Below are 26,498 nucleotides of genomic sequence, written 5' to 3' on the forward strand. Positions count from 1 at the left end.
TAATTATGAGTGAAGCTACAGTAAAAACTGGACATCCAAAAGGACTTTGGGTGCTTTTTGGAACAGAAATGTGGGAACGATTCAACTTCTACGGAATGCGTGCCATTTTAACCTTGTTCATGGTAAATTCATTAATGATGAAAGAAGAAGAAGCTTCTATCATTTATGGAGGATTTCTTGGACTTTGTTATTTAACACCAATGCTTGGAGGATTTATTTCTGACCGGTTTTTTGGAAATAGAAATTGTATATTACTTGGAGGAACAATGATGGCAATCGGTCAATTAATGTTGTTTTTTAGTGCAAGTATTTTTGGAACAAATCTCGGATTAGCAAATACATTAATGTGGACAGCTTTAGGAATTATCGTTTTTGGTAATGGATTTTTCAAACCAAACATTTCTTCTATGGTTGGAAGTTTATATCCTAAACAAGAAAAATCAAAATTAGACACAGCTTTCACGATTTTCTATATGGGAATCAATATTGGAGCATTTTTAGGGCAATTTATTTGTCCATTTGTTGGTGATGTTAATAATGAAGTTTTACAAGCTGACGGAACAACTCAAATGATTAGAGATATTCATGCTTTCAAATGGGGATTTTTAGCAGCTGGTTTAGCAATGATTATTGGAACTGCAGTTTTCTTTTTCTTAAAGAATAAGTATGTTGTTACTCCTGAAGGAAAACCTATTGGTGGTTTACCATCTGGAAATGATTCTTCAGATTATGAAGAAGGTGAATCTCAAAAAGCTCATTTTACAATGGGTTCAATTGCAACAGCTATTGGAATATTTATTTCTGTATTCTTTGCATTCAACTATTTTACAGAAGGTGACAACATAGTTAAGGTATATATTTATCCAATTATTTATGCAAGTGGAATTGCTCTTGCAGCTTTAATTTTATTAGATAAAACATTGACAAAAGTAGAAACACAAAGGATTTGGGTAATCTATATTATGTCATTCTTTATTATTTTCTTTTGGGCAGCATTTGAACAAGCAGGTTCGTCTTTAACTTTTATTGCAGATAATCAAACGGACAGACATTTCTTTGGTTGGAATATGCCGCCATCAATGGTTCAGATATTCAATGGATTATTTGTGGTAATGTTTGCCTTCCCATTTAGTATCTTATGGGATAAATTAAGAGCAAAAAACAGAGAACCACTTTCTACGGTTAAACAATCAATCGGATTGTTTTTAATTGCGGTAAGTTATTTTATAATTGCGCACAATGTAAAAGATTTAGGAAATACAGGATTGTTAGCTATCAAATGGTTAATATTATTATACTTAATTCAAACTTTTGCTGAATTATGTCTTTCTCCAATCGGATTGTCATTGGTAGGAAAACTTTCTCCGAAACGTTTTGCATCATTAGCTTATGGAGTTTTCTTTATTTCAAATGCAGCTGGATATGCATTATCTGGAACGTTAGGTTCAATTTTACCTGCAACTGGCGATAAATTTAAAAAAGCAACTGAATTAGGGATTGATTTGCAAGGTGTTTTAGATAAATCTATCACTCCAACAGCTGAACAATTAAAACTTTTAGCAGATAATCAAATTAGCGACCATTATCCAGTTTTTGCAGGATTCCAAATAGAAAGTTTATACGATTTCTTTATGGTATTCGTTGTTCTTTGTGGAATTGCTGCTGCTATTTTATTTGCATTAACTCCATTTATTAAAAAGATGATGCATGGAATTAGATAGATAAACTTTAAAAAATATTTTTATATCTTTCAAACCTACAAGTACGCTTGTAGGTTTTTTTAATTCTAAATCTAATATTATGTGGAAAAGCCATCCTAAAGCATTGCCTTATTTGTTTTTATCTGAAATGTGGGAACGTTTCGGTTATTATTTAATGATTGGAATTTTTACGCTTTATTTAAAAGATGTGGAAGCAGGTTTTGCAATGACCGAAAAAGAAGCTTCTGATTTATATGGAACATTTATCGCATTAGTTTTTCTAACACCATTCATTGGGGGATTGATTGCTGATCGATATTTTGGATATAAAAAATCAATTATTATTGGCGGAATAATGATGGGCGTAGGTTATATGATGATGGGAATTCATAATCAAACAATGCTTTATGTCGCCATGACATTGGTAATATTAGGGAACGGATTCTTTAAGCCAAACATATCAACTTTGCTTGGTAATTTTTATAACGATGATGAATACAAGGAGAAAAAAGACGAAGGCTACAATATTTTCTATATGGGAATAAATGTAGGTGCGTTTATTTGTAATTTCTTTGGAGCAGCATTACAAATTCTTTTAGGCTGGCAATATGCTTTTATGGCAGCCGGTGTTGGAATGTTTATAGGTGTAATTGTATTCATTTTAGGAACCAAACATTATGGTGATAAAACTGAAAAGAAAGGAGTTCAACCAGGCGATATGCCATTCTATAAAATAATACTATATATACTTTTGCCTTCTATTATTTTTGGAGTTATAGGTTGGCTTTTAAAAGGTGTTCAATCTGACTTAAATCCTAATAGCTATATTTTTGGTTCTGATAGTACAGATGCATTTATTTTTGCTTGTATACCTGTTGTCTTTTTCTACGCCAGTTTATATTTTAAAGCAAAGGTTGAAGATAAACGACCTATTGGTGCATTATTAGCTATTTTTTCTGTTGTGATTTTATTTTGGGCCGTATTTAAATTAAACGGTTCTGCTTTAAATACTTGGGCAGATAGATATACCGATAGAGAAATTACAGGAAATACAGAAAAAGTTTTTAACGGATTAAAATTTTCCCAAGAAGTTGATTATGTTAAAGATTCAGTTGCAGTTTACGATTCTAGTTTTAGATTGCAAAAAGTTGATGGAAAAGTTCAAAAAGAGTATAATTACCCAGTTTACTATAGAAATGTAGCTCCTGAAAAATTACCAAAAGAAGGTTCGAAAGTATCACTTTGGGCTACAAATTTAAGTCAGTCAATAAATCCTGGTTGGGTAATTATTTTGACTCCACTAGTGGTAGCATTTTTTACTTATTTACGAAGTAGAAAAAAAGAACCAAGTACACCAACAAAAATTGCCTTTGGGCTTTTAATTTCTGCCTTATCCGTTTTAGTAATGGTTGCTGCAGTTCAAATTGGAAATAATGGTTCCGAAAAAGTTTCCGTTTGGTGGTTAGTTGCAAATTATGGAATCATTACAATTGGAGAGTTGTTTCTCAGTCCGATGGGATTGTCAATAGTATCTAAATTATCGCCAAAAAACATAACATCACTTATGATGGGTGGATGGTTTTTGTCAACATCAATTGGGAATAAATTGAGCGGAGTTTTAGCTAGTATGTGGGATCAATATGATGATAAAGCAAATTTCTTTTGGGTGAATTTTTCTTTATTGATGTTTGCCACGATATTAATGTTTGGTTTGGTAAAAAGCTTAAACAGAGTGATGAAAGAAAAAGGAATTAATTAATTTTAAAAGTTAAAATTGGCTTAAGTTGTAAACTAGCTTACACTTTAATTAGTATACTTTTTAGTATATTTGAAAAAAATTAGAAGGATTATGAAAAAAATAATATTCACTTTAGTGTTGATTTTAGGAACATTATCAATTCAATCTCAAGAATTGAAATGGGAAACAAATATTGATAAAGCAATGGAAGTTTCTAATAAAACAAAAAAACCAATGCTGTTATTTTTTACAGGAAGTGATTGGTGTGGTTGGTGCATTCGTTTGCAAAATGAAGTTTTGAAAACTCCTGAATTTGCAAAATGGGCAAATGATAATGTGGTTTTAGTTGAATTAGATTTCCCAAGAAGAACGTCTCAAGCTCCAGAATTGCAACAACAAAATCAAGGTTTAGCACAAGCTTTTCAAATTGCTGGTTATCCAACAATTTGGTTAGTAACAGGTTCAAAAAAAGATGGGAAAACAAATTTTGAGCAACTAGGAAAAACAGGATATGTAGCTGGTGGACCAGCAACATGGATTGAAGGTGCAGACCAAATTTTAAAAAATAAAAAATCGTAATTAATTACAATTAAAATTTATAAAATCCTTTTTCATGAGTATTTTGAAAAGGGATTTTTTGTTTTCTACAAGTTGATTCCCAGAGTTTACTATAGGTTTTAAAGTTAGAACCATCAGTTATTACAATTTTAGGTTTCAAAGTCTTTAAAAGACGCTCCAAATTAAGCTTTGGAGATTGAGTAATAATTAGAATATCAGGGTTAATTTTAGGATTATATGTTCCTGAACTATCAATCACAATGATTTTTTTGTTATTAATGTAAAGAAAATTATCAATATTTCTTTTATCACTCAACTTGCAAAAATTTTCAACTAAGTAAGATTGAAAAGTTACATTTTCATTAATATGTTCTTGAATGCTATCATTTGCAAAAAGAATAACTTTATTACCAATTCTTTGACTAATAAGACTATTTTTCTTTTGATTGAAAATTATCCCTTCAGAACTATTGCTAACTTGATTTTTTTGAAAAATGAATGTCAATTGCAGTAGCGCAATACTTATCAAAGCAAATGAAAGTCTTTTGAAATTTGATTTTAATAAATAGAGTATAATACAAAGTATAACAGAATAGGATAACCATAGCATTTCTTTTGAAAAAGAAATATTTTTGAAAATCAGGTAATCGAATGAGGCAATCCAATGTATAAATTGATTCATCAACTGGATTAAATAATCAAGAAGTTGAATGAGGAAATTTGGAATTTGTCCAATGTTTGAGAAGATTAAAACAATAATTCCTACTGCCATTACAATGCTAAGTAACGGTAGGATTAAAAGATTTGTTAGGAAAAATAAACCTGGAAATTGATGAAAATAATAAATGCTTAGCGGCATTACTCCAATTTGAGCAGCGGTTGAAACTGTAAATATGTCCCAAAAATAGGTTAGAATTTTATTTTTTGGAGTCCAAATGGATTTTAACATAGGTTGAAGCCAAAGAATAAAAAACACTGCTAGATAACTTAATTGAAAACCGACATCGTATATAAACGAAGGATTTACTAATAAAATCATCAGCATAGAAATCAATAGCGTATGATAAATATTAACTGTTCTTCTTAGATTAGTTCCTATTGTTAAAAATGAAAACATAGTTACAGAACGAACAACTGAAGGTGAAAGTCCTGCAAGAAGTGCAAAAGACCAAAGACAAATAAGAATTATAATTACTTTAATAAGTTTTCCTTTTTTTGAATTTGGAATCGGTTTTAATAAAAACATTAGAAATATCATGATGATACCAACGTGTAATCCTGAAACTGCCAAAATATGAACAGCACCAGCGTATTGATATTCTTTCATTAATTCGACTGAAATGTCTTGCTTTTGACCTAAAAGAAGCGCAACAATAATGCTAAATGAATCTTTAGAAAGAGACGTTTTATTTAAATTATCAATTAAATTTTCTCTGTAGTTAGAAAAATAGGAGCGAAAGGTTTTTTCACTTCCAACGATTTTGAAATCTGTGGTTTTTGAATATAATTGACCATAAATTTCTTGATGTTCAAGATATTTCCCGTAATCAAATTGATTTGGATTAAATGGATTTTTGTTTTTATAATAAGTGGCTTTTATTTTAAGAATGCTTCCAATAGGAAGTGAAATTTGTGTTTCCTTTTTCGAGATATTAAAGATTATTTTCCCAACAATTTCTTTGTTTTCAACAGTTTTAAGGTTAGCTATATATCGATAGTTTTTTTGAGTACTTTTTATTTTTTCAGTTAATAATATTGTGCCTTCAAAGTTGTTTTCAAAATCATCTAAATGATTTGAATAATGATTTGAATAAAAGGTTTGTTTGTGAATACTAGCAGAAGTAATTCCAAAGAGGAATGAATTTATCAATATTATGAATCCAAGAAAATAGTTGAGGAATGGTTTTCTTGTTTTAAAAAAATGTACAATTAATAACAAAAACAAACCAATGCTTACAAGCATTAGTGAAGTTGTGGGATTGGTTTTAATGAAAGGAAACAAAAGTATTCCTAAAACAAACCCAATAGAAATTTTGGTTAATGGGAATTGTAAGATTTTCATGTAACTAAATTACAAGAAAAATCATAATAAAAAATTAATTTTCTAAAATTCTATTAATTTGAACAAAAGTATTTTGATAATAAGTCTCTGTTAATGAAGAAATAATAACACCAGAACTAGTTGAAGCATGTACAAAAAGTATTTCATCATTATTTACTTCTGTAATAAGACCAACATGCGTTATGCGGTTTCCGCCACCAGTAGCAAAGAAAATTAAATCGCCTTTTTCAGCATTTGTAGTATTTATTTTTTCCCCTAAATCAGCCATGCTAGAAGAAACTCTGGGTAATTCAATGTCGAATTTTTTAAACGTAGAATAAAGCAATCCAGAACAATCAAAACCATTTTTAGAAGTACCGCCAAATGAATAACCAACACCAATGTTATCAACAAGATTGTTTACTAACTGTTCAGTAAAATAACTTGGTTCATCCTTATCAATAAAAATATCTTTTTCGTTTTTTGTGTTTAAAAGAGCTTTGGCTTTTTTGAGTTTTTTTTCTCTTTCTTTTTGTTCTTTTTTTGAAATTTTAGTTTTTGGTTCGTTGTAAGCTATCGCTTTTTCAATACTTGGAGCTGAATAAATTCCTTTTTTTTCAGCTTCTGCTTTGGAAGTTATTATTTTGTTTGATTGCGAAAAACTAATTGAGGTTACAATCAAAAAGATGAATAAGAGTAATATTTTATTAGATAATTTCAAATAGATAGCTTTAGGGTTTTCAAATATAAAGATTAATTTTTAAATGAAAAAGCTAACGTAATTCGTTAACAATCAATTTTGCAGTTGTTTCGCTTGCGCCATTTCCACCTAATTTTTCTTCTAATAATTCATAATCTTCTAATATTTTTTTCCTCGTGGTAGGTTCTAATAATTTTGATAATTCCTTCTTAATTCTTTTTTTATTAAAATCATTTTGAATTAATTCGGTTACTACTTCTCTGTCCATGATTAAGTTCACCAAAGAAATATATTTTAAAGTGATAATTCTTTTGGCTATTTGATAGGAAATCCAACTTCCTTTGTAGCAAACTACTTCAGGTACTTTAAACAATGCCGTTTCAAGTGTAGCAGTTCCAGAAGTTACTAAAGCAGCTTTTGCAACGCTTAATAAATCATACGTTTTGTTAGAAATGAATTTTACATTTTTATTAATTAAAAATTGTTGGTAGAATTCATATTCTTGACTTGGAGCGCCAGCAATTACAAATTGATATTCTTTAAAATCCTCAGTAACACTCAGCATTACCTCAAGCATTTTTGAAATTTCTTGTTTTCGACTACCAGGCAACAATGCAATTATTGGTTTATCGTCCAAATTATTTTCTTTCCTAAATTGAGTTTCATCTGTTTTTTTACGATTATGAATTGCATCAATTAATGGATGGCCAACAAATTCAACTGGAAAACCATGTTTGACCTCAAAAAAATCTTTTTCAAAAGGTAGAATTACAAATAATTTATCGAAATCTCTTTTTACAGCTTTAATTCTGTTTTCTTTCCATGCCCAAATTTGTGGTGCTATGTAATAATGAGTTTTTATTCCTTTTTGCTTTGCCCATTTTGCAATTCGCATGTTGAAACCAGGATAATCAATAAAAATAATTACATCAGGATTAAATTCTTCAATATCTTTTTTGCAAAATTTAATATTGTTTAAAATGGTTTTCAAATTCATAACCACTTCTGCAAAACCCATAAAAGCTAAATCTCGATAATGTTTAACCAAAGTTCCGCCAACTTCTTGCATTAGGTTTCCACCCCAAAAACGAATTTCTGCGTTTGAATCTTCCTTATATAAAGCTTTCATTAGGTTTGAACCATGCAAATCACCTGAAGCTTCGCCTGCTATTATGTAGTATTTCATTTGATTAATAGTTTAATAAAATGCAATCTATTTTTTTATCATTTTTAAAAGTAATAATCCAAATTTTTCCATAATCGTTTTCATCTAAATTTTGATATTTAGACTCATCAATTAAACTATTTACTAATTTAGGACAAGTGTTTGAATGACCAACAACTAAGACTGTTTTACCTTTTTCAGTTGAAATTAAATCTTTCGCAAAACTCAAATCATTTGGATTATAATTAACGATATCTAGTTTTTTGCTTGCAGCAATTGGCTGTAAAGTTTCAATTGTTCTTTTATAATTTGTAGAAAATAATTTGTCAATTTTTACGTCAACAAATAAATCTTTAAGTTTTTCGGCTCTTATTTTTCCAGCTTCTGATAATGAAGGATTTTTTGTTCCATCATTTTCTTTTTCAGCATGACGAGCTACAATAATTTTTGTTATTTCATCTTGAGAAAACACATTCAAACAAGTTGATAAAGCAAATATTATTAAGAAAATATTTTTTTTCATTACAAATCCCAAGTGTTTAAAGTTTGAATAGCGTGATGCGCTGTCATATCAAATTGAACTGGAACAACCGAAACATATCCGTTGGCCAATGCATATTCATCAGTGTCTTGACCTTTGTCTTGATTTATAAATTCTCCAGTTAGCCAATAATAATCTTTTCCGAATGGAGATTTTCTTTTATCAAATTTTTCCATCCAATATGCTTTTGCCTGACGACAAATTTTTATTCCTTTAATTTCTTCAAATTTTAGTTTAGGAAAATTCACGTTTAAAATAGTTCCTTCAGGAATTTTTTTATTTAAAACTTCAAGAGCAATTTTTTTTATAAATGGTTTTGTAGGTTCAAAATCAGCATTCCAATTATAATCTGCCAACGAAAAACCTATTGCAGGAATTCCTTCTATTCCAGCTTCAACAGCTGCACTCATGGTTCCTGAATAAATAACATTTATAGAGGAATTTGAACCATGATTAATTCCTGAAACACACAAATCGGGTTTTTGTTTTAAAATTTCATTCACAGCAAGTTTTACACAATCTACAGGCGTTCCAGAGCAATTGTACTCTGTGATTTCAGCATCTTCTTTGGAAACTTTGTCTAAATAAAGAGTATTATTTACTGTAATCGCATGTCCCATTCCGCTTTGTGGACTATCAGGCGCAACTACTACGACAGTTCCTATTTCAGACATGACTTCAATTAAAGTTCTGATTCCTGGTGCTGTAATTCCGTCATCGTTTGTAACTAGAATTAGAGGTTTGTTTTTCATTTGTAGAATTTCAATTAAGGCAAAATTAACCTTTTTTAAGGTTTATTTAAGTAACAATTTGATTAACTTTGGACTAATTCAACGTATGCTAAAGGTTAATTGTGATAAAAAAGAGTTAACATAAAATTTTGGCATAGTTTTTTATATATTTTAGTCGAATAATTAATGAAACCTATTTTCCAGTTTATGAAAAGAAACTATAAATTTCTCTTGGCAGTGCTTGCCTTGTCAGTCGCCTTATGGAGTTTTATCCCAAAAGAGAAAGCATCCGATCCCGAAAAAGATAAATTATTAATAGAACTTTTGACCTTTGTAATTGAAAAAGGACATTACAATCCTGCAGCGATTGACGATACTTTTTCTAAAGGAGTTTATAAAGATTATTTGGAAGCTTTAGATCCATCAAAGCGTTTCTTTTTGCAATCGGATATTGATGAATTTTCTAAATATGAAACTCTTATTGATGATCAAATTAACAACAAAGAGCTAACTTTTTTCGATTTGACTTATACTCGTTTGATTCAAAGAATGAACGAAAGCAAAAGTTATTATGAAGATGCATTAAGCAGTCCAATTGATTATAAAAAAGACGAATCTATAAGTACAGATTACGAGAAAATTCCTTATGCTAAAAATCAAAAAGAATTAAAAGACAGATGGAGAAAACAAGTTAAACTTTCAACGTTGTCTTCTTTGGTAGAAAAGCAAAAAGTGGAAGAAGAAAAGGCAAAATCAAAAGATAATAAAGAAGCTCCAAAAACCTTTGAACAATTAGAAAAAGAAACAAGAGAATCAACTTTGAAATCTCTTAATGACAATTTTGGTTTTATCAAAGATTTAAATCGTGATGATTGGTTTTCAGTTTATATAAATGCGATTTCGTCAAGATTTGATCCACATACGTCTTATTTTGCACCTAATGAAAAAGAACGTTTTGATGTAAGCATGAGTGGAAAATTAGAAGGAATTGGCGCTAGACTTCAAAAGGAAAATGATTTTACCAAAATTACTGAACTTATTTCTGGTGGACCAGCTTGGCGAGGAAAACAATTAGAAGCAGGTGATTTAGTTTTAAAAGTAGCTCAGGCAAGCGGAGAACCAGTTGATGTTGTTGGAATGCGATTGGATGATGTTGTTAAAAAAATAAAAGGTCCAAAAGGGACAGAAGTAAAACTTACTGTTAAAAAACCAGATGGAAGTATTAAAGTAATTTCAATAATTAGAGATGAAGTTGAAATTGAGGAAACTTATGTGAAATCTAGTGTTGTAGAAATTGACGGGAATAAGTATGGAATTATTTATTTGCCAAAATTTTATATCGATTTTGAAAATAAAGACAGTCGTGATGCAGGAAAAGATGTTGCCAAAGAAGTGGAAAGATTAAAAGAACAAAATGTACAAGGAATTGTAATGGATGTTCGTGATAATGGTGGTGGTTCTTTGAAAACAGTTGTTGATATCGCAGGATTATTTATTGAGCAAGGACCAATTGTTCAAATTAAATCTGCTGCAGGGAAAAAAGAAGTTCTTTATGATAGAGATTCAAAAGTACAATGGGACGGACCACTTGTTGTTATGATTAATGAGTTTTCAGCTTCGGCATCAGAGATTTTAGCTGCTGCGATACAAGATTATAAAAGAGGTGTTATTGTTGGAAGTAAACAATCATATGGTAAAGGTACGGTTCAAAATGTTATAGATTTAAATCAGTTTGTTCGCGGAAGTACTTATGGAGATTTAGGCGCATTAAAAACTACAACTCAAAAATTCTATAGAATTAACGGAGGTTCAACTCAACGAGAAGGTGTTAAAAGTGATGTTGTGATGCCTGATAAATATGAGTTTTTAAAAATGGGCGAAAAGGATGTTGACAATGCTATGCCTTGGGATAAAATTGATGCTGCAGATTATAAAGTTTGGGATAAGCAAAACAACTTTGATTTAGCTATTGCTCAAAGTAAAGCTCGTTTGGAAAACAATCCTCAAATGCAGTTGATTGAAGATAATGCAAAATGGTTGGATGAGCGTAATAAAGACAATGTATATAGTTTGCAAATAGACAAATTTAAAGCAGAACAAAAAGCTTTGGAGGAAAAAAATAAAAAATACAAGCCAATTACAGAATATAAAAATAGATTAGAATTTACATCGTTGCCATATGAAAATGAAATGGTTAAAGATGACCCAGTTTTAAAAGAGAAAAGAGATAGATGGCATGAAAGTCTATCAAAAGATGTTTATATAGATGAAGCTTTACACATATTAAATGATATGCAAAATGGTTCTGAAAAGAAAGGTTTGACTAATAAAGTTAAAACAGAAAAAATAGTTAAATCGTAAATATTAAATAATAAAAAAAGCCTCAAAACTGAGGCTTTTTTTATTGCTAATTTCTAAGTTTATTTAATTTTTTTTCAGCATCTGCGATATCTTCTTCTAGTTCTTTTATTTTTAATTGTTGTTTACTAATTCTTGAGTTTTCTTTTTCAATTTCTTCAGGACTAAGTTTGCCTTTTGATTTGTTTTTGGAAAATTTAGACTGCATTTTGTCTAAATCTTTAATGGCATCTTCTCTTTTGTCTTTGTATTTTATTAATGCTTTTTCAGCTGATGAAATTCTTTTTTGTTCTTTTTCAAATTTCTTTTGTTCTTTTTCAAACTTCCTTTTTTCCTTTTCAAGTTTTCTTTGTTCTTTTAAGAGCTTTTCCTCGTTTTTTTGTTTTTCAAATAGTTCTTTTTCTTGATTTTTTTGAGATTCAATAGTTGTTATTGGTTTTACTTCTTGCGAAAAATTGTTTTGAAAGCAAAGCAAAAAAAGTGCTACAAGTGTTAAGTTTAATTTCATTATTTTTTTATTTTGAATTATATAGGTTAATTTTATCAAAGATTGTTCCAAACAACCTTAAAGATATGAAAAAAGTTTCAGTGTGTTTTCTTTTTATAATGCTTACGTTTTCATGTAAATTGAATAATGAAGAGGATACTTTAAAAACTAATAGTTATATCCCTGAAAATGAGTCTGCTTACTATTTGCCAACATCTACTACTAATCAAATAGTTTATCATAGCAATTATACATTGTCTTATAATGAAAAATTTGAGCAAGCCGAATGGGTTGCTTATTTTTTGAAAAAAGAAAATTTAAAAAGCATTGAATTTAAAAGACCTTATTTTATAGAAGATAATAAGGTCACTACACATTCAGCTGATTGGAGAAATTATAAAAATTCGGGTTATGATAAAGGACATCTTTGTCCGGCAGGTGATATGAAGTTTTCTAAAAGTGCTTATGAAGAAACTTTTTTAACGTCTAATATTTCTCCTCAGAAGCATGATTTTAACTCTGGAATCTGGAATCGATTAGAACAAAAAGTAAGGTATTGGGCAGAGAAGAACGGAGATTTGTATGTGATATCTGGTGGAGTTTTAACAGATGATTTAAAAACAATTGGAATCGAAAAAGTAGCTGTACCTAACTATTTTTATAAAATAATTGCTTCTCAAAATAATGGTAATTTAAAAATAATTGCTTTCCTTTTGCCTCATGAAAATTCCAATAAACCACTCTATAAATATGTGACTTCGGTTGATGAAATTGAAAAATTAACAAAGATTGATTTCTTTGCTAAGCTTGAAGATTCTTTAGAAAATCAACTCGAAAAAAATAGTGATTATAAAGATTGGAGTTTTAATTAAACTACCATTCATTTACTTTGTTTGCATCCATTTTTAGGAATATAAACAGTAAAATTGTAAATCCCCAAAGACCAGAACCACCATAGGAAAAGAATGGAAGCGGAACTCCAATTGTTGGAAAAATACCAACAACCATAGAGATATTTACAAAAAAGTGAATAAACAAAATTCCTGCTACACAATAACCGTAGACTCGGCTGAATTTAGTTTTTTGCCGTTCGGCGAGATATAAAATTCTTCCAAATAGGATTAGGAATAAAGCAACAATAAATATTGAACCTAAGAAACCCCATTCTTCACCAACGGTTGTGAAAATATAATCGGTATGTTGTTCAGGAACAAAACCGCCTTTTGTTTGCGTTCCTTCAAGATAGCCTTTTCCAAACCAACCTCCAGAACCAATTGCTATTTCAGATTGATTGGTGTTATATCCAACACCTTTCATATCTACTTCTTTACCAAGTAATATATTGAATCTATCTCGGTGATGTTGTTTGAATACATTATCAAAAACATAATCAACCGAAAAGACAAAACCAGAAATGAGCACAAAAATAATAGTGCTTAAAATCCAATTTCTATCAATCATTTTACTTCTTATGTGAATAAATAATATTACAAAAAGAGCTATCAATATAATCACATAGGGTTTGAGAATTAGAGCTAAAATAAAGAGTAAAATGGCAATAAAACCTGTCCAAAGATACCATGCTGGAAATCCTTCGCGGTATAAAACCACAAAAAAGATAGAATAAATTAAGGCACTACCAGGATCGGGTTGTGGTAGGATAAGTAAAATTGGTAAAAATATAATAATCATTGCTTGCACTTGCCTGTTGAAATCTTTCAAATTGACTTGTACATCGCTTAGATATTTTGCTAATGCTAATGCTGTTGCAGTTTTTGCAAATTCAGATGGTTGTAATGTGAAACTTCCAATGGCATACCAACATCTTTGTCCGGCAATAGTTTTTCCAAATATGAAAAGCCCAGCCAGTGATAAAAGAGAAATTGCAAAAATGATAATTGAATATTTTTCGAAAAATTTAGCATCAATCGCCATTACGCTAAAAATTAATGGAATAGTGAAAAGGATGAATAAAAACTGTTTACCATAAATTTGAGTAACATCAAAAATAGAACTTTCACCTTCAATACTCGATAATGAAGATGAATAGATGTTAAGCCAACCTAATATCACTAAAATGATATAAATTACTATACTTAACCAGTCTAAATTGTTTGCTACGCTTTGGTTTTTCATTTTTTTGAAATTAATTTTCTGTAGGTTCAGTTACTTTAATTTCATCTTCTTTTTTAATTTCCGTATTCAATGGTTTTGATACAGTTGTATTGATTAACGTATCAACAATTGGTTTAGAAATGTATTTGTTATATTCGGCTTGTAAACTTCCTTCTAACATTCTTTTTTCAAGATCTTTTCTCGAAATTTTTCTGTTAATATATTTTTCAATCATTAAGGTTGTAATTGGTCCTGCCCATCGTGCACCCCAATATCCATTTTCTACGAATACTGCAATAGCAATTTTTGGATTATCCTTTGGCGCAAACGCAACAAAAATAGAGTGGTCTTGAAGTTTTACTCTTTTTCCGTTTATTTTAGCATAGTTTTCAGCGGTTCCTGTTTTACCACAAATTTGAATTCCTTCAACTCCTAAACCTCTAGCCGTTCCTAGATTATAAACATCGTACAATCCTTCAATTACTGGTTCAAAATGTTTTCTGTCAATTGTTGTTTGATGTTTGGTTCTAAACTTTTTATCAATAACATCACCTTTAATTTTTTTGATGATATGTGGCGTATAATAATAACCTCTATTGGCTACTGTAGCAATCATATTTGCCAATTGCATTGGTGTCATCAAAACTTCTCCTTGACCAATTGCGTTTGAAACAATTGTTTTACTATCCCAATTCCAACCTGGATACATTTTTTTATAAGTTTTTGAAGTTGGAATTTTTCCTCTTCTTCCTGTTGGTAAATCATAACCCATAAATTCACCTAATCCAAAACTTTTTAAATGATTACTCCATGCATCAACTCCATCAGCAGGTTTTACATATTTGTTAATTGTTTTCATGTAAACGTTAGCAAAATAGGTGTTACAAGAATTATAAAATCCATTATGCAATTTTGAAACTCCCGAATCGTGACATCTCATAAAACGACCACGAGCATAACTGAATCCATGATGACAAACAAAGGAAGTTTCAGTATCAATAACACCTTCTTGTAATCCAACTAAACCAGTTAATATTTTAAAAGGTGAACCAGGTGTATATTCTGCCAACAAACCTCTATCATACAAAGGTTTTGCAATTGAATCATGATACAACATGGTGTAGTTTTTTGAACGTTGTCTTCCTACTAAAATTGCTGGATCATATGATGGTGCAGTTACTAAGGCTAATATTTCACCAGTTTTTGGTTCAATAGCAACAATTCCACCGCGTTTATTAATCATTAATTGTTCGCCATATTTTTGTAATTCAGCATCAATTGATAATGTGATGTCTTTTCCTTGCACAGCAATAGTGTCAAATTTACCATCTTTATACGAAGCAATATCTCTATTGAATTTGTCTTTTTGGATGTATTTTACACCTTTTACACCACGAAGAATTTCTTCATAACTTTCTTCAACTCCTTGTTTACCAATTAAATCACCACTGATGTAGTATTTGTTTTTTTTAATAATTCCTTCATTAACTTGAGTAATAAATCCAAAAACGTTAGCGCCACAATCTACTTGATAATCACGCAATGAACGTTTTTGAATGTAAAAACCATCAAATTTTCGCTGTTTTTCTTGAAAAGCAGCATATTCCATTTTGTTTAATTGGGGTAAAAAAACTGAAGGTAATCTTGGACTATAAACTTTTGCTTTAGCAATTTTCTTTTCAAAATCTTCTTTTGTAATGCTTAGTAAGCTGCAAAATTCAGTTGTGTCGATTTCTTTGACATCTTTTGGTATAACCATAATGTCATATGAAGGTTGATTGGCTACTAAAAGTTTTCCGTATCTATCATAAATATAGCCACGTTCAGGATAATCGTATTTGATTTTTATGGCATTGTTGTCTGATTTTAATTTTAGACTATCATCTATAATTTGAAGATAAAAAAGCCTAGCAACAATTAAAATTGAAGCAATGATAATGATTGTTGGAAACAAAACTTTTCTCATCGTTTGCTTGGCTTAATGATATAGATTATTAAAATACAGGTTATAATTGTAAATATTGTGCTAAAAATAGTTCTCAAAAATATATCCCAAAAGAAACTAATTTTAAAAACTTCTAAAATAAATAACGTAAAATGGTGAATTACAACCGCTATCAATATAAAAGAAAAGCGTTCGGGAGTTAAAACATCATTGAGTTTTACGGTTTGATATTCATAACTTAGTCCAAAGGAAAATTTGAAAATTGCTGGTCTAAAATAGGCTAGAACCAAACAAGAAGCGGCATGAACTCCGCCAGAATTCCAAAACATATCCATAATCAAACCAAGAAAAAAACTCGCAAGTAAAAGTCCTAATTTGTTCCCATTTACAGGAAAAAGAATGATGAACAGAATATAAGGATAAGGATTAATATATCCAAATAAATCAAGACGATTAAAAATTAACACTTGAGCCAAAAGCAATAAAATGAAACGGGCAATATTTACTAATAAAGTACTATTCATCTTTTTTAGTTTCTTTTTCAAGTTTCATTACTTCGTCTCTGTCTTTAGTTTTGATAACATACACATAGCCCAAATTAGTCATATCATTGAACAACTTAACGTCTAAAGTGTAATAATTTGTAACATTGTCGGTATATATTTTTTCAATAGTTCCTATTCCAATATTTTCTGGGAAAATAACCGATTGTCCACCAGTTACAATAGTATCGCCTCGACGAACAGACGCTAATCTTGGAACATCAATCAACTGAACATACCCAGTACTTTTTCCATTCCATACTAAAGAACCAAAGTGATTTGATTTTTTAATTTTAGCATTAATTCTCGATTGAACATTTAAAATACTAACCACTGTAGCATATTTTGGAGAAGTTTTTTCCACAATTCCAATAATTCCAGCGCTATTGATTACACCCATGTCGGTTTTAACTCCTGAATTTGAACCGTTGTTTAGTGTCAAATAGTTTTCATGTGTGCTGTATGAATTGTGAATTACTTTTGAAACGATTATTTCTGCTTTGTCAATTCCTTTAACATTTACATTCGGTGTTAAAGTTGTGTCTTTTTGATTGAATAAAATGGATTTCAAACGAGCATTTTCTAGTGCTAATTCTTCATTTTGTTTTCTTAGTCCAAAGTATTCATTTACATTATTCATTTGCTGATAAACGCCACCAGTCAAAAAATTTGCAGAACTTATTATTTTACTTCTATGGTAGGAATGCGATTGGATTGTCAACGACAAGGAAATAATTAATAGCAGCAAAAACAGTAGTCGATAACTGTTTTTTAATATGAAACTAAAAATTTGCTGCATCGTTTAAAAAGTTATAAAATTTCAAATTCCAAACTCCAAAAATTATTACAAATGCTTGGAATTTGGAATTTTCTATAATTGGATTTTTTATTTAATAAGTATGCTTCTAAACTTAGGAATGTTTTTTAATGCCATTCCTGTTCCGCGAACAACTGCTCTTAATGGATCTTCGGCGATGTATACAGGTAAATCTGTTTTTTGTGAAATACGTTTGTCTAATCCGCGAAGCATTGAACCACCACCAGCAAGATAAATACCAGTATTATAAATATCTGCCGCTAATTCTGGCGGAGTTTGAGATAAAGTTTCCATAATAGCATCTTCAATTCGTTGGATTGATTTGTCTAATGCTTTAGCTATTTCTCTATAAGATACTTCAACTTGCTTTGGTTTACCCGTAAGCAAATCTCTACCTTGAACTGACATATCATCTGGTGGAGTTTCTAAATCGTCTGTTGCTGCACCAATGGTGATTTTAATTTTTTCGGCAGTACTTTCTCCAACAAATAAATTGTGTTGCGTACGCATGTAGTAGATAATATCATTGGTGAAAACATCTCCAGCAATTTTTACTGATTTATCACAAACAATTCCTCCTAAAGCAATAACTGCAATTTCGGTTGTTCCACCACCAATATCAACAATCATGTTTCCTTTTGGTTGCATGATATCAATTCCGATACCGATTGCTGCGGCCATTGGTTCATGAATAAGATATACTTCTTTACCGTTTACACGTTCACAACTTTCTTTTACTGCACGCATTTCCACTTCAGTAATTCCAGATGGAATACAAACTACCATTCGTAAAGCAGGTGTGAATAATTTTTTCTTTAACGCAGGAATACTTTTGATGAATAAACTAATCATTTTTTCAGAAGCATCAAAGTCTGCAATAACCCCATCTTTCAATGGACGTATGGTTTTTATGTTTTCATGGGTTTTACCTTGCATCATGTTGGCTTCTTTACCAACGGCGATAATTTTTCCAGAAATTCTGTCTCTTGCTACAATTGATGGGCTGTCAATTACAACTTTATCATTGTGAATTATCAAAGTGTTTGCTGTACCAAGGTCAATTGCAATATCCTCGGTCATGAAATCAAAAAATCCCATAAGTTTTTTAAGGGTTTATAGTTTATAAAAATTTAACGTACAAAGTTAAACAAATTAATGTTTAAAATGACGTGTTCCTGTAAATACCATTGCAACTTTATTTTCGTTGCAAAAATTAATGCTTAATTCATCTTTTATTGAACCTCCAGGTTGAATAACTGCTGTAATTCCAGCCTGATGTGCTAATTCTACACAATCAGGAAAAGGGAAAAAAGCATCACTTGCCATCACCGCGCCATTTAAATCAAAACCAAAATTAGTTGCTTTTTCAACGGCTTGTTTCAGTGCATCAACTCTTGAAGTTTGTCCTGTTCCAGATGCTACTAATGTACTGTTTTTTGCAAAAACAATGGTGTTTGATTTAGTATTTTTGCAAATTTTTGAAGCAAATAATAAATCATCAATTTCTTGCTCCGTTGGAGTAGTGTTTGTTACTACTTTTAAATTTTCTTTTGCATCAGTTACATTGTTTCTATCTTGAACTAATAATCCGTTCAAACAAGTTCTCACTTGACTGTTTGGTAAGGCAACGTCATGTTGAACCAATATAATTCTATTCTTTTTCTCTGATAAAATAGCAACGGCTTCTTCGTCAAAACTTGGAGCAATTACAACTTCGCAGAACAAACTGTTTATTTCTGTAGCTGTTGCAGCATCAATTCTTTCATTTGTAATCAAAACACCTCCAAAAGCAGAAGTTGGATCGCCAGCTAAAGCTGCTAAATACGCTTCTTTCATAGTACTTCTTGTTGCTAATCCACAAGCATTGTTGTGTTTTAAAATAGCAAAAGTAGGTGCGTTGTTTTTAAACTCTAAAATTAAATTCACCGCAGCATCAACATCCAACAAGTTATTATATGACAATTCTTTTCCGTGAAGTTTGCTAAACATTTTATCAAACTCGCCAAAGAAAAATCCTTTTTGATGTGGGTTTTCGCCATATCTTAAAATCTGACCTTCAGAAATACTTGCTTTGAAATAAGTTTCATCCTCGTTAAAATAATTAAAGATAGCTGTGTCATAGTGTGATGAAATATGAAAAGCTTTAGTAGCTAAAAGTTTTCTTTGCTCTAAAGTTGTAGCACCATTTTGATTCGTAATATAATCAAGTAATAAAGAATATTCATTAACTGAAGCTACAATAACCGTGTCTTTAAAGTTTTTAGCTGCAGCGCGGATTAATGAAATTCCACCTATATCAATTTTTTCAATGATGTCTGCTTCACTTGCTCCAGAAGCCACTGTTTTTTCAAACGGATACAAATCAACAATTACTAAATCAATTTGTGGAATATCAAATTCAACCATTTGTTGCACATCACTCTCGTTGTCTTGACGGTTTAGAATTCCACCAAAAACTTTTGGATGTAATGTTTTTACTCTTCCGCCAAGTATCGAAGGATAAGATGTTACATCTTCTACTGGAACTACAGGAATACCTAGGTTTTTAATGAATTCTTCGGTTCCGCCAGTTGAATATAGAGTAACGTTTTGTTCGTGTAGTTTTCGAACAATAGGTTCCAAACCATCTTTGGAAAAGACTGAAATTAATGCTGATTGAATTGTTTTTGTTGTGCTCATTTTGTTGTGTGTTTTAAGCATGCAAAAGTAGTTTTTTTGAAACCATTTTTCAAGGAAAAAGTGTAACAAAATTTAAAAAAAGCACACAAACTAATGTGAATTGCATTGTGTTATTCCATTTAATTTTTTGAAATTTACAAAACCGATTAAAATCCTATTAGGAATGCTATTATACCTTCGATTACTTAAAGAAAGTTTTGCTTTTGCAATGAATGCTTTGCGAAACAACAAATTGAGAACCATGTTATCACTTCTTGGAGTAACTATTGGTATTTTTTCAATCATTGCCGTTTTAGCAGCCGTTGATTCTTTGGATAAAAAAATAAAAAGCGACTTGAGTACTTTAGATAAAAACACCATGTACTTAAAAAGTCAATCGTTTGGTCCTTCTGATATTCCTCGTTGGAAAAGAGATCAATTTCCGGAGGTTAATTATGAAGAATTTCAATATTTAAAATCCAATTTAAATAATGTTGAGAATCTGTGTTATCAATACTTCATGTTTTCTCGCGAAAGTGTTAAATATGAAGGAAAAACGGTATCTGATTTAAATGTTGTTCCTGTAACTTATGAGTTTGCTGACATCCAAAGAATGGAAATCAACAACGGACGATTTTTTAATGAAGCCGAATCCAATGCTGCTGCTGGTGTAATTGTTTTGGGTTATAATGTTGCCGAAGGTTTGTTTGATAATGTTGACCCAATTGGAAAATCGGTCCGCATTTATGGTCAAAATGTAAAAGTAATTGGAGTAACCAAGAAAAAAGGACAAAGTATGGGTTTAGGCGATAGCGATGACGACTCGGTTTTTTTACCAGTTAATTTTCTGCGAAGATTATATGGCGATAACAGTAAAAACTTCCTTCCTGTAATTGTTATTAAACCTGAAAAAGATATTGACATAGAAGCCTTAAAAAGTGAAATCAAACAAAAATTGCGTGCCTATCGTGGTGTGAAAGAAGGCGAAGTTGATAATTTCTTTTTAGATATATTATCAGGTTTTACCGATTTGATTGATACGTTTATTGGCAGTCTAAAAATGGGAGGTTGGATAATTTCTGGGTTTTCACTTCTGGTTGGTGGTTTCGGAATTGCCAACATTATGTTCGTTTCAGTAAAAGAACGCACCAACTTAATTGGGATTCAAAAATCGTTAGGTGCCAAAAACAAATTCATACTTTTTCAATTTCTTTTCGAAGCCATAATTCTCTGTCTTATAGGTGGAATTATTGGATTGTTCCTGGTCTGGATAATTGCAGCTATGCTTACCAAAGTATTAGATTTTGAATTTATACTTTCGTTTAGCAACATTCTTTTAGGAACGTCTATTTCGGCCATCATTGGTTTAATTGCTGGAATTCTTCCTGCTATTTCTGCGTCAAAACTTGATCCTGTGGAAGCTATTAGAACGGGAATGTAATTATCACTCTAAAAATGAGTCAATCACTCACAAAATGAGTTAATCATCTTGTCAAAATTAATAAACGAGGTTTTTAACTTCATCGGAGAGGTTATTTACTTCAACAAACAGGTTAAAAACTTATTCCTTGAAGTTATTAGCTTTAACGTTGAACTTTGTAGCCTGGTTGATTGAGTTATTTACTTCGTCTTTAAAGTTTTTAGTTTCTCTCTCGAGGTTTTGAATCTGTAATTAGAGGTTTTTTGCTTTACGGAAGAAGTTATTAGCTTCTTTTTAATGGGGAAATAAAAAAACACAAAGCATTGCTTTGTGTTTTTATTATTAATGTAATAATCAGAAATTACAATTATCGAATTTCTTGATTTAAGATTAAATCGATGTATAAGTTGATTTTATTTTTCAATTCTTTTCGGTGAGCAATAAAATCAAGGAAACCATGTTCTAAAACAAACTCAGCCGTTTGAAAACCTTCTGGTAAATCTTTCCCAGTAGTGTCACGAACAACTCTAGGACCAGCAAAACCAATCAAAGCACCAGGTTCAGAAATGTTAATGTCGCCAAGCATTGCATACGAAGCAGTTGTTCCACCAGTGGTTGGATCAGTACAAAGTGAGATATAAGGAATTTGAGCATCGGCTAGTTGCGCTAATTTTGCTGAAGTTTTTGCCAATTGCATTAACGAATAAGCAGCTTCCATCATACGTGCACCACCTGATTTTGAAATCATCACAAAAGGAATATTGTTTTTAATAGAATAATCAATACCACGAGCAATTTTTTCGCCAACAACAGCACCCATTGAACCACCAATAAAAGCAAAATCCATACAACAAACGACTAAATCTTTACCTTTAGATTTTCCAACTCCAGTTCGAACGGCGTCTTTTAATTTGGTTTTTTCCATCACGTCTTTTAAACGGTCAGAATATTTTTTGGTATCTACAAAGTTAAGCGGATCTTTTGAAGTCATTTTAGCATCCAATTCTTTGAATTCATTGTTGTCAAACAAAATTTCAAAGTATTCTTTACTACCAATTCTAACATGAAAATCATCTTCTGGACTTACCCAAAGATTTTTTGCTAATTCATCAGTGTCAATAATTTTACCTGTTGGTGATTTGTACCAAAGTCCTTTAGGAACATCTTTTTTATCTTCAGTAGCGGTAGTAATACCTTTTTCTTTTCTTTTAAACCAAGCCATAATTTATGTTATTATAAATTTTGAATTATAAATTTTGAATGTCAAAATAATTTAAAATTCAACATTTAAAATTTAAAATAATTTAAAGTGTGTTTACGTTGTTTAAATCAGCAAATGCTTGCTCTAATCTTTTATTAAAAGTCAACTCGCCTTCACGAACCCATTTTCTTGGATCGTAGTGTTTTTTGTTAGGAGAATCAGCACCATCAGGGCTTCCAATTTGGGTTCTTAAATAATCAATATTATTAACCATATAGTCACGAATTCCTTCTGTAAAAGCAAATTGTAAATCGGTATCAATATTCATTTTAATAACTCCATATCCAATAGCTTCTCTAATTTCTTCAAGCGTAGAACCTGAACCACCGTGGAAAACAAAATCAATTGGGTTGTGACCTGTATTGAATTTATTTTGAACGTAATCTTGAGAATTTTTCAAGATTTTTGGAGTTAATTTCACATTTCCAGGTTTGTAAACTCCATGAACATTCCCAAAAGCAGCAGCAATTGTAAAACGAGGAGAAACTTTCATTAATTCTTCGTAAGCATAGGCAACTTCTTCAGGTTGCGTGTATAATTTTGAACTATCAACATCAGAATTGTCAACACCATCTTCTTCACCACCAGTAATTCCCAATTCAATTTCTAAAGTCATTCCCATTTTACTCATACGAGCTAAATAGTGTTTACAGATTTCAATATTTTCTTCAATTGGTTCTTCAGATAAATCAATCATGTGTGAAGAATACAATGGTTTTCCAGTTTCTGCAAAGTGTTTTTCAGAAGCATCTAATAAACCATCAATCCAAGGCAATAATTTTTTTGCACAATGGTCAGTATGTAAAATTACAGTTGCACCATAAGCTTCTGCAAGAGTATGAATGTGTTTTGCTCCAGCAATACCACCAGCAATTGCTGATTTTTCATTTGCATTTGAAAGACCTTTTCCGGCATTAAATTGTGCGCCACCATTTGAAAACTGAATAATTACCGGTGCATTTAATTTTGCAGCAGTTTCAAGAACTCCATTTATTGTACTAGAACCTACTACATTTACTGCTGGTAAAGCAAATCCTTTTTCTTTTGCGTAAGCAAAAATTGCTTGAACTTCATCGCCAGTTGCAACTCCAGGTTTGATATTGTGCGCCATTTTCTTTTAAGATTTTTAGTTAAGAGAATACAAAAATAGGAATTTCTACTTTTAGAAAGGATAATTTATTCCAATATTTAAAACTGTTTTGTCAAATCGCATCTCTTTAAACCATTTTTCATTTTCTGGTTTTGCGGGATTATAAGTTTTAAACCCAAAGTCGGTTCTAAGCACAAAGAAATTGAAGTCATATCGTAATCCAAAACCACTGCCGACTGCAATATTTTTCAATGAATTTAACCCGCTAAAAATAGACGACTCTGTAGTTACGTTGTCTAAAACATTCCAAATATTACCTGCATCAACAAACAAAGCGCTATTTAATTTACCTAAAAGATTAAAACGATATTCACCACTAAGAGTGATTTTCATGTTTGCTTCATTGAAGTCTAAAACACTTGCGCTTGCACCTGGACCAAGACTATAAGATTGCCATGCACGAATATCATTTGAACCACCAGCAAAATAACTTCGAGAGAAAGGAATACTTTCTGAATTTCCATAAGGAATAGCAATGCCAAAAAATCCTTTAGCGGCAAAGACTTTGTTACTAGAAATGCTCCAATGTCTGATGTATTCAAACTCAGTTTTTACATATTGAGAATATTCAACATCAAATATAGTATTGGCGCCTGTTTGACTTTGTAACTGTTTTGAAGCATTGGCAAATAATGACAATACATTTCCAGCACTTTCAAATTTAGTTTTAAAGGCGTAAAAATTATTGTCTAGTAAATCTTTTTTTGAAGTTTTTGAATAGGTAATATTAGATGCAAAAATCAAGTTGTTTTCCGTTAAACGAACACGTCTTTCTAAAATACTTAAAACCGATTTTAAATCAGCAAGTGAAAGATTAAGATTAGGATCGGTAAACGCATCAGTCAAAAAACCTACAGTTCCTTCATCAATGATTAAATTTCCATCTGTATCAAGGTAACTTGGATTTACTGGATAATTTTGAGCAATAGAATTTAATGCATTGTATGATGAATTGTAAATATTGAAATAGTTTGAAGGATTTAGATTTTTAACAAATTGAATATTAAACAAATCAAATTTAAAGCTTACATTTCGTTTCGGAGTCCAATTATAGCTTAAAGAACTGGTGAAATTTTGTTTGTCTAAACCAACATTTCTTTGTTTTGCATAACCAACACTTAAAGTTGTATAAGGAATCATTCTTTTAGGAATAATTTTTTCTGTATTAAAAGGCAAAAGCAATTTTGGGAAATTTAGTTTGGCATCAATACCAACTTCCGAAATATTAAAAAATGTATTGTTTGGGTTCGCTAAATCGCGAGATGAACCTATGTTTCCTCTAAATCCTAAATCGAAAGTTTCAGCACCATTAAATACGTTTCTAATACTTAAAAAAGTTGTTCCAGATATTCCGAAATCTTGGATATTAGAATGTGTAAAATCGGTAGAAAAACCAAAGGTGTATTTTTTTCTTGGCGTTAAATAAATATTTGCAATCAATCCATTTTCAACATTTTTATCTTCTACATATTGTATCAATGGATAATTGAAAACTTTTAAATTGGTTAAATATCGTGAAGTAATTGAAGTTCTAAAGTCTGAGAAATAATTATCTTTATTAATGAAAATACCATTTGCTATTGCCTTAGGTCTATATTTTAATTTGTTAACTGCATACAGATTTACACCATTATAAGTAGTACTATCGGTAATTTTTGCATTAGGATTTGCAGTACTGTGGTCAGTAAAAACGTTGACCTTACTGATTTTGTATAAATCAAAAGGTTTTAAATAAGTTGTATCATTTTCACGCTTTACTTCGTCATCGATTTTTACAATAATTTTAGGCTTATGATTCCTTTTTATGGTGTCAATTTCAAAAGTGATATAATTTTGCTGGAATTTGAAAGCACCATTATTTCTAAATTCTTCTGTTATTCTGTTACGTTCTTGCTCGAATTTGTCTCTTTTAAATTGTTCGCCAACTTTAATGAATGAATTTTTCTTTCTCAATTGATAAATAGAATCCAAAACTTTGCTTTTGATGGCTGTTTCTAATGAATCAATTACATATGGTTTCCCTTTTGAAACACTATAATTTACATTTACTTTTTTTGGTCCGATGGTGTCAATAGTATAATTTGATTTTACATCAAAATAACCTTCGTTAGCATAATAAAGTTTCAATCTTCGCAATGATTTTCGGGTACTTGAAGTATCAAGAATTACGGGTGCTTCACCTGTTTTCATTAAAAATTTATGAATTCCAGAATACCAAAAAGATTCACCTAAACGTTTAACTTGTTTTCGCGATAACCATTTGGCTTTGCGATAATATTTCTTAGGATTATTAATAAATTTTGCTCTATAAATAGAATCCGTGTTTTGTTTTGCTAAATTGTAAATGTTTAAACGTAATTTGTAGCCAAGAATAGAACTGTTTTGTTTTTGATACAATTGGTTGACTACGTCTTCTGATTTTTCTTTAACACTATCTACTTTAATTGCGCTATTTACAATAAGTTTTTTGCCGTCAGGAACTCTTTTCGTGGTATTACAACCAAAAAGGAGTAACGTAAATAGAATAATATATAATATTTTTGTGCAGTTAAGTTTCAATAGAAGCAAATA

The 26,498-nt window shown here is 30.7% G+C and carries 21 protein-coding genes; 6 read left to right on the forward strand and 15 right to left on the reverse strand.

Annotated features, from left to right (window positions below; all coding sequences use genetic code 11):
- Positions 1–5: 5 nt before the first annotated feature.
- The 3 genes from RN605_RS11840 (at position 6) to RN605_RS11850 (ending at position 4,017) form a co-directional block, all read left to right on the forward strand.
- Positions 6–1,721, forward strand: a complete 1,716-nt coding sequence (locus RN605_RS11840) for a peptide MFS transporter (RefSeq protein ID WP_313325047.1) — start codon at positions 6–8, stop codon at positions 1,719–1,721.
- 79 nt (positions 1,722–1,800) lie between these two features.
- Entirely contained in the window at positions 1,801–3,459 is a 1,659-nt protein-coding gene (locus RN605_RS11845; RefSeq protein WP_313325049.1) for a peptide MFS transporter, read from the forward strand.
- A 90-nt stretch (positions 3,460–3,549) separates the two neighbouring features.
- Positions 3,550–4,017, forward strand: coding sequence for a thioredoxin family protein (locus tag RN605_RS11850; RefSeq protein WP_313325052.1), 468 nt, complete (start codon positions 3,550–3,552; stop codon positions 4,015–4,017).
- Between the two features lie 10 nt (positions 4,018–4,027).
- Here RN605_RS11850 and RN605_RS11855 read toward each other — a convergent pair whose 3' ends face one another.
- From RN605_RS11855 to surE, 5 genes are read right to left on the reverse strand one after another with little or no spacing between them, the layout of a single operon-like run.
- Positions 4,028–6,058, reverse strand: coding sequence for a ComEC/Rec2 family competence protein (locus tag RN605_RS11855; protein ID WP_313325054.1), 2,031 nt, complete (start codon positions 6,056–6,058; stop codon positions 4,028–4,030).
- Positions 6,059–6,092: 34 nt separating this feature from the next.
- Positions 6,093–6,758 carry a C40 family peptidase gene (locus RN605_RS11860; protein WP_313325056.1) on the reverse strand — a complete coding sequence of 222 codons (666 nt, stop codon included), beginning with the start codon at positions 6,756–6,758 and terminating at the stop codon, positions 6,093–6,095.
- 52 nt (positions 6,759–6,810) lie between these two features.
- The gene (lpxB, locus tag RN605_RS11865; protein WP_313325058.1) at positions 6,811–7,923 is read right to left on the reverse strand and encodes a lipid-A-disaccharide synthase; all 1,113 of its coding nucleotides are present in this window, start codon (positions 7,921–7,923) and stop codon (positions 6,811–6,813) included.
- A gap of 4 nt (positions 7,924–7,927) precedes the next feature.
- Entirely contained in the window at positions 7,928–8,425 is a 498-nt protein-coding gene (locus RN605_RS11870) for a phosphoglycerate mutase family protein (protein WP_313325060.1), read from the reverse strand.
- Positions 8,425–9,195, reverse strand: coding sequence for a 5'/3'-nucleotidase SurE (gene surE / locus RN605_RS11875; RefSeq protein WP_313325061.1), 771 nt, complete (start codon positions 9,193–9,195; stop codon positions 8,425–8,427). Before surE ends, RN605_RS11870 begins: the two co-directional genes overlap by 1 nt.
- Positions 9,196–9,360: 165 nt before the next feature.
- Here surE and RN605_RS11880 point away from each other — a divergent pair, with 165 nt between their 5' ends.
- Positions 9,361–11,535, forward strand: coding sequence for a carboxy terminal-processing peptidase (locus RN605_RS11880; RefSeq protein ID WP_313325062.1), 2,175 nt, complete (start codon positions 9,361–9,363; stop codon positions 11,533–11,535).
- Positions 11,536–11,581: 46 nt separating this feature from the next.
- Here the strand turns inward: RN605_RS11880 and RN605_RS11885 are convergent, their stop codons facing one another.
- Complete coding sequence (locus tag RN605_RS11885) at positions 11,582–12,040, reverse strand: hypothetical protein (RefSeq protein ID WP_313325064.1); 459 nt, start codon at positions 12,038–12,040, stop codon at positions 11,582–11,584.
- Between the two features lie 65 nt (positions 12,041–12,105).
- On the opposite strand from RN605_RS11885, the gene RN605_RS11890 reads away from it, so the two are divergent.
- Positions 12,106–12,891, forward strand: a complete 786-nt coding sequence (locus RN605_RS11890; RefSeq protein ID WP_313325067.1) for a DNA/RNA non-specific endonuclease — start codon at positions 12,106–12,108, stop codon at positions 12,889–12,891.
- Position 12,892: 1 nt separating this feature from the next.
- On the opposite strand, the gene rodA is transcribed toward RN605_RS11890, so the two are convergent.
- The 6 genes from rodA to purH all read right to left on the reverse strand — a co-directional run bounded on the left by rodA (position 12,893) and on the right by purH (position 20,117).
- On the reverse strand, positions 12,893–14,155 hold the full coding sequence (gene rodA, locus RN605_RS11895) for a rod shape-determining protein RodA (RefSeq protein ID WP_313325069.1): 1,263 nt from the start codon (positions 14,153–14,155) through the stop codon (positions 12,893–12,895).
- A 10-nt stretch (positions 14,156–14,165) separates the two neighbouring features.
- Positions 14,166–16,100, reverse strand: a complete 1,935-nt coding sequence (mrdA, locus tag RN605_RS11900; RefSeq protein ID WP_313325070.1) for a penicillin-binding protein 2 — start codon at positions 16,098–16,100, stop codon at positions 14,166–14,168.
- Positions 16,097–16,603: a rod shape-determining protein MreD gene (locus tag RN605_RS11905; RefSeq protein WP_313325072.1), complete on the reverse strand. Its 507-nt coding sequence runs from the start codon at positions 16,601–16,603 to the stop codon at positions 16,097–16,099. The genes mrdA and RN605_RS11905 overlap by 4 nt, the downstream gene beginning before the upstream one ends.
- Positions 16,596–17,420: a rod shape-determining protein MreC gene (gene mreC / locus RN605_RS11910; RefSeq protein ID WP_313325073.1), complete on the reverse strand. Its 825-nt coding sequence runs from the start codon at positions 17,418–17,420 to the stop codon at positions 16,596–16,598. Before mreC ends, RN605_RS11905 begins: the two co-directional genes overlap by 8 nt.
- A gap of 87 nt (positions 17,421–17,507) precedes the next feature.
- On the reverse strand, positions 17,508–18,536 hold the full coding sequence (locus RN605_RS11915) for a rod shape-determining protein (protein ID WP_313325074.1): 1,029 nt from the start codon (positions 18,534–18,536) through the stop codon (positions 17,508–17,510).
- 54 nt (positions 18,537–18,590) lie between these two features.
- Positions 18,591–20,117: a bifunctional phosphoribosylaminoimidazolecarboxamide formyltransferase/IMP cyclohydrolase gene (purH, locus tag RN605_RS11920; protein WP_313325075.1), complete on the reverse strand. Its 1,527-nt coding sequence runs from the start codon at positions 20,115–20,117 to the stop codon at positions 18,591–18,593.
- 163 nt (positions 20,118–20,280) lie between these two features.
- Here purH and RN605_RS11925 point away from each other — a divergent pair, with 163 nt between their 5' ends.
- Positions 20,281–21,537 (forward strand): ABC transporter permease, encoded by a 1,257-nt coding sequence (locus RN605_RS11925; RefSeq protein ID WP_313325076.1) that lies wholly within the window; start codon positions 20,281–20,283, stop codon positions 21,535–21,537.
- 346 nt (positions 21,538–21,883) lie between these two features.
- On the opposite strand, the gene accD is transcribed toward RN605_RS11925, so the two are convergent.
- The 3 genes from accD to tamL form a co-directional block, all read right to left on the reverse strand.
- Positions 21,884–22,738 (reverse strand): acetyl-CoA carboxylase, carboxyltransferase subunit beta, encoded by an 855-nt coding sequence (accD, locus tag RN605_RS11930; RefSeq protein ID WP_313325077.1) that lies wholly within the window; start codon positions 22,736–22,738, stop codon positions 21,884–21,886.
- Positions 22,739–22,820: 82 nt separating this feature from the next.
- Positions 22,821–23,888 (reverse strand): class II fructose-bisphosphate aldolase, encoded by a 1,068-nt coding sequence (fbaA, locus tag RN605_RS11935; protein WP_313325078.1) that lies wholly within the window; start codon positions 23,886–23,888, stop codon positions 22,821–22,823.
- A gap of 51 nt (positions 23,889–23,939) precedes the next feature.
- Positions 23,940–26,486: a translocation and assembly module lipoprotein TamL gene (gene tamL / locus RN605_RS11940; RefSeq protein WP_313325079.1), complete on the reverse strand. Its 2,547-nt coding sequence runs from the start codon at positions 26,484–26,486 to the stop codon at positions 23,940–23,942.
- Positions 26,487–26,498: the final 12 nt, after the last annotated feature.

The sequence above is a fragment of the Flavobacterium sp. PMTSA4 genome, from assembly GCF_032098525.1.
GTDB lineage: Bacteria > Bacteroidota > Bacteroidia > Flavobacteriales > Flavobacteriaceae > Flavobacterium > Flavobacterium capsici.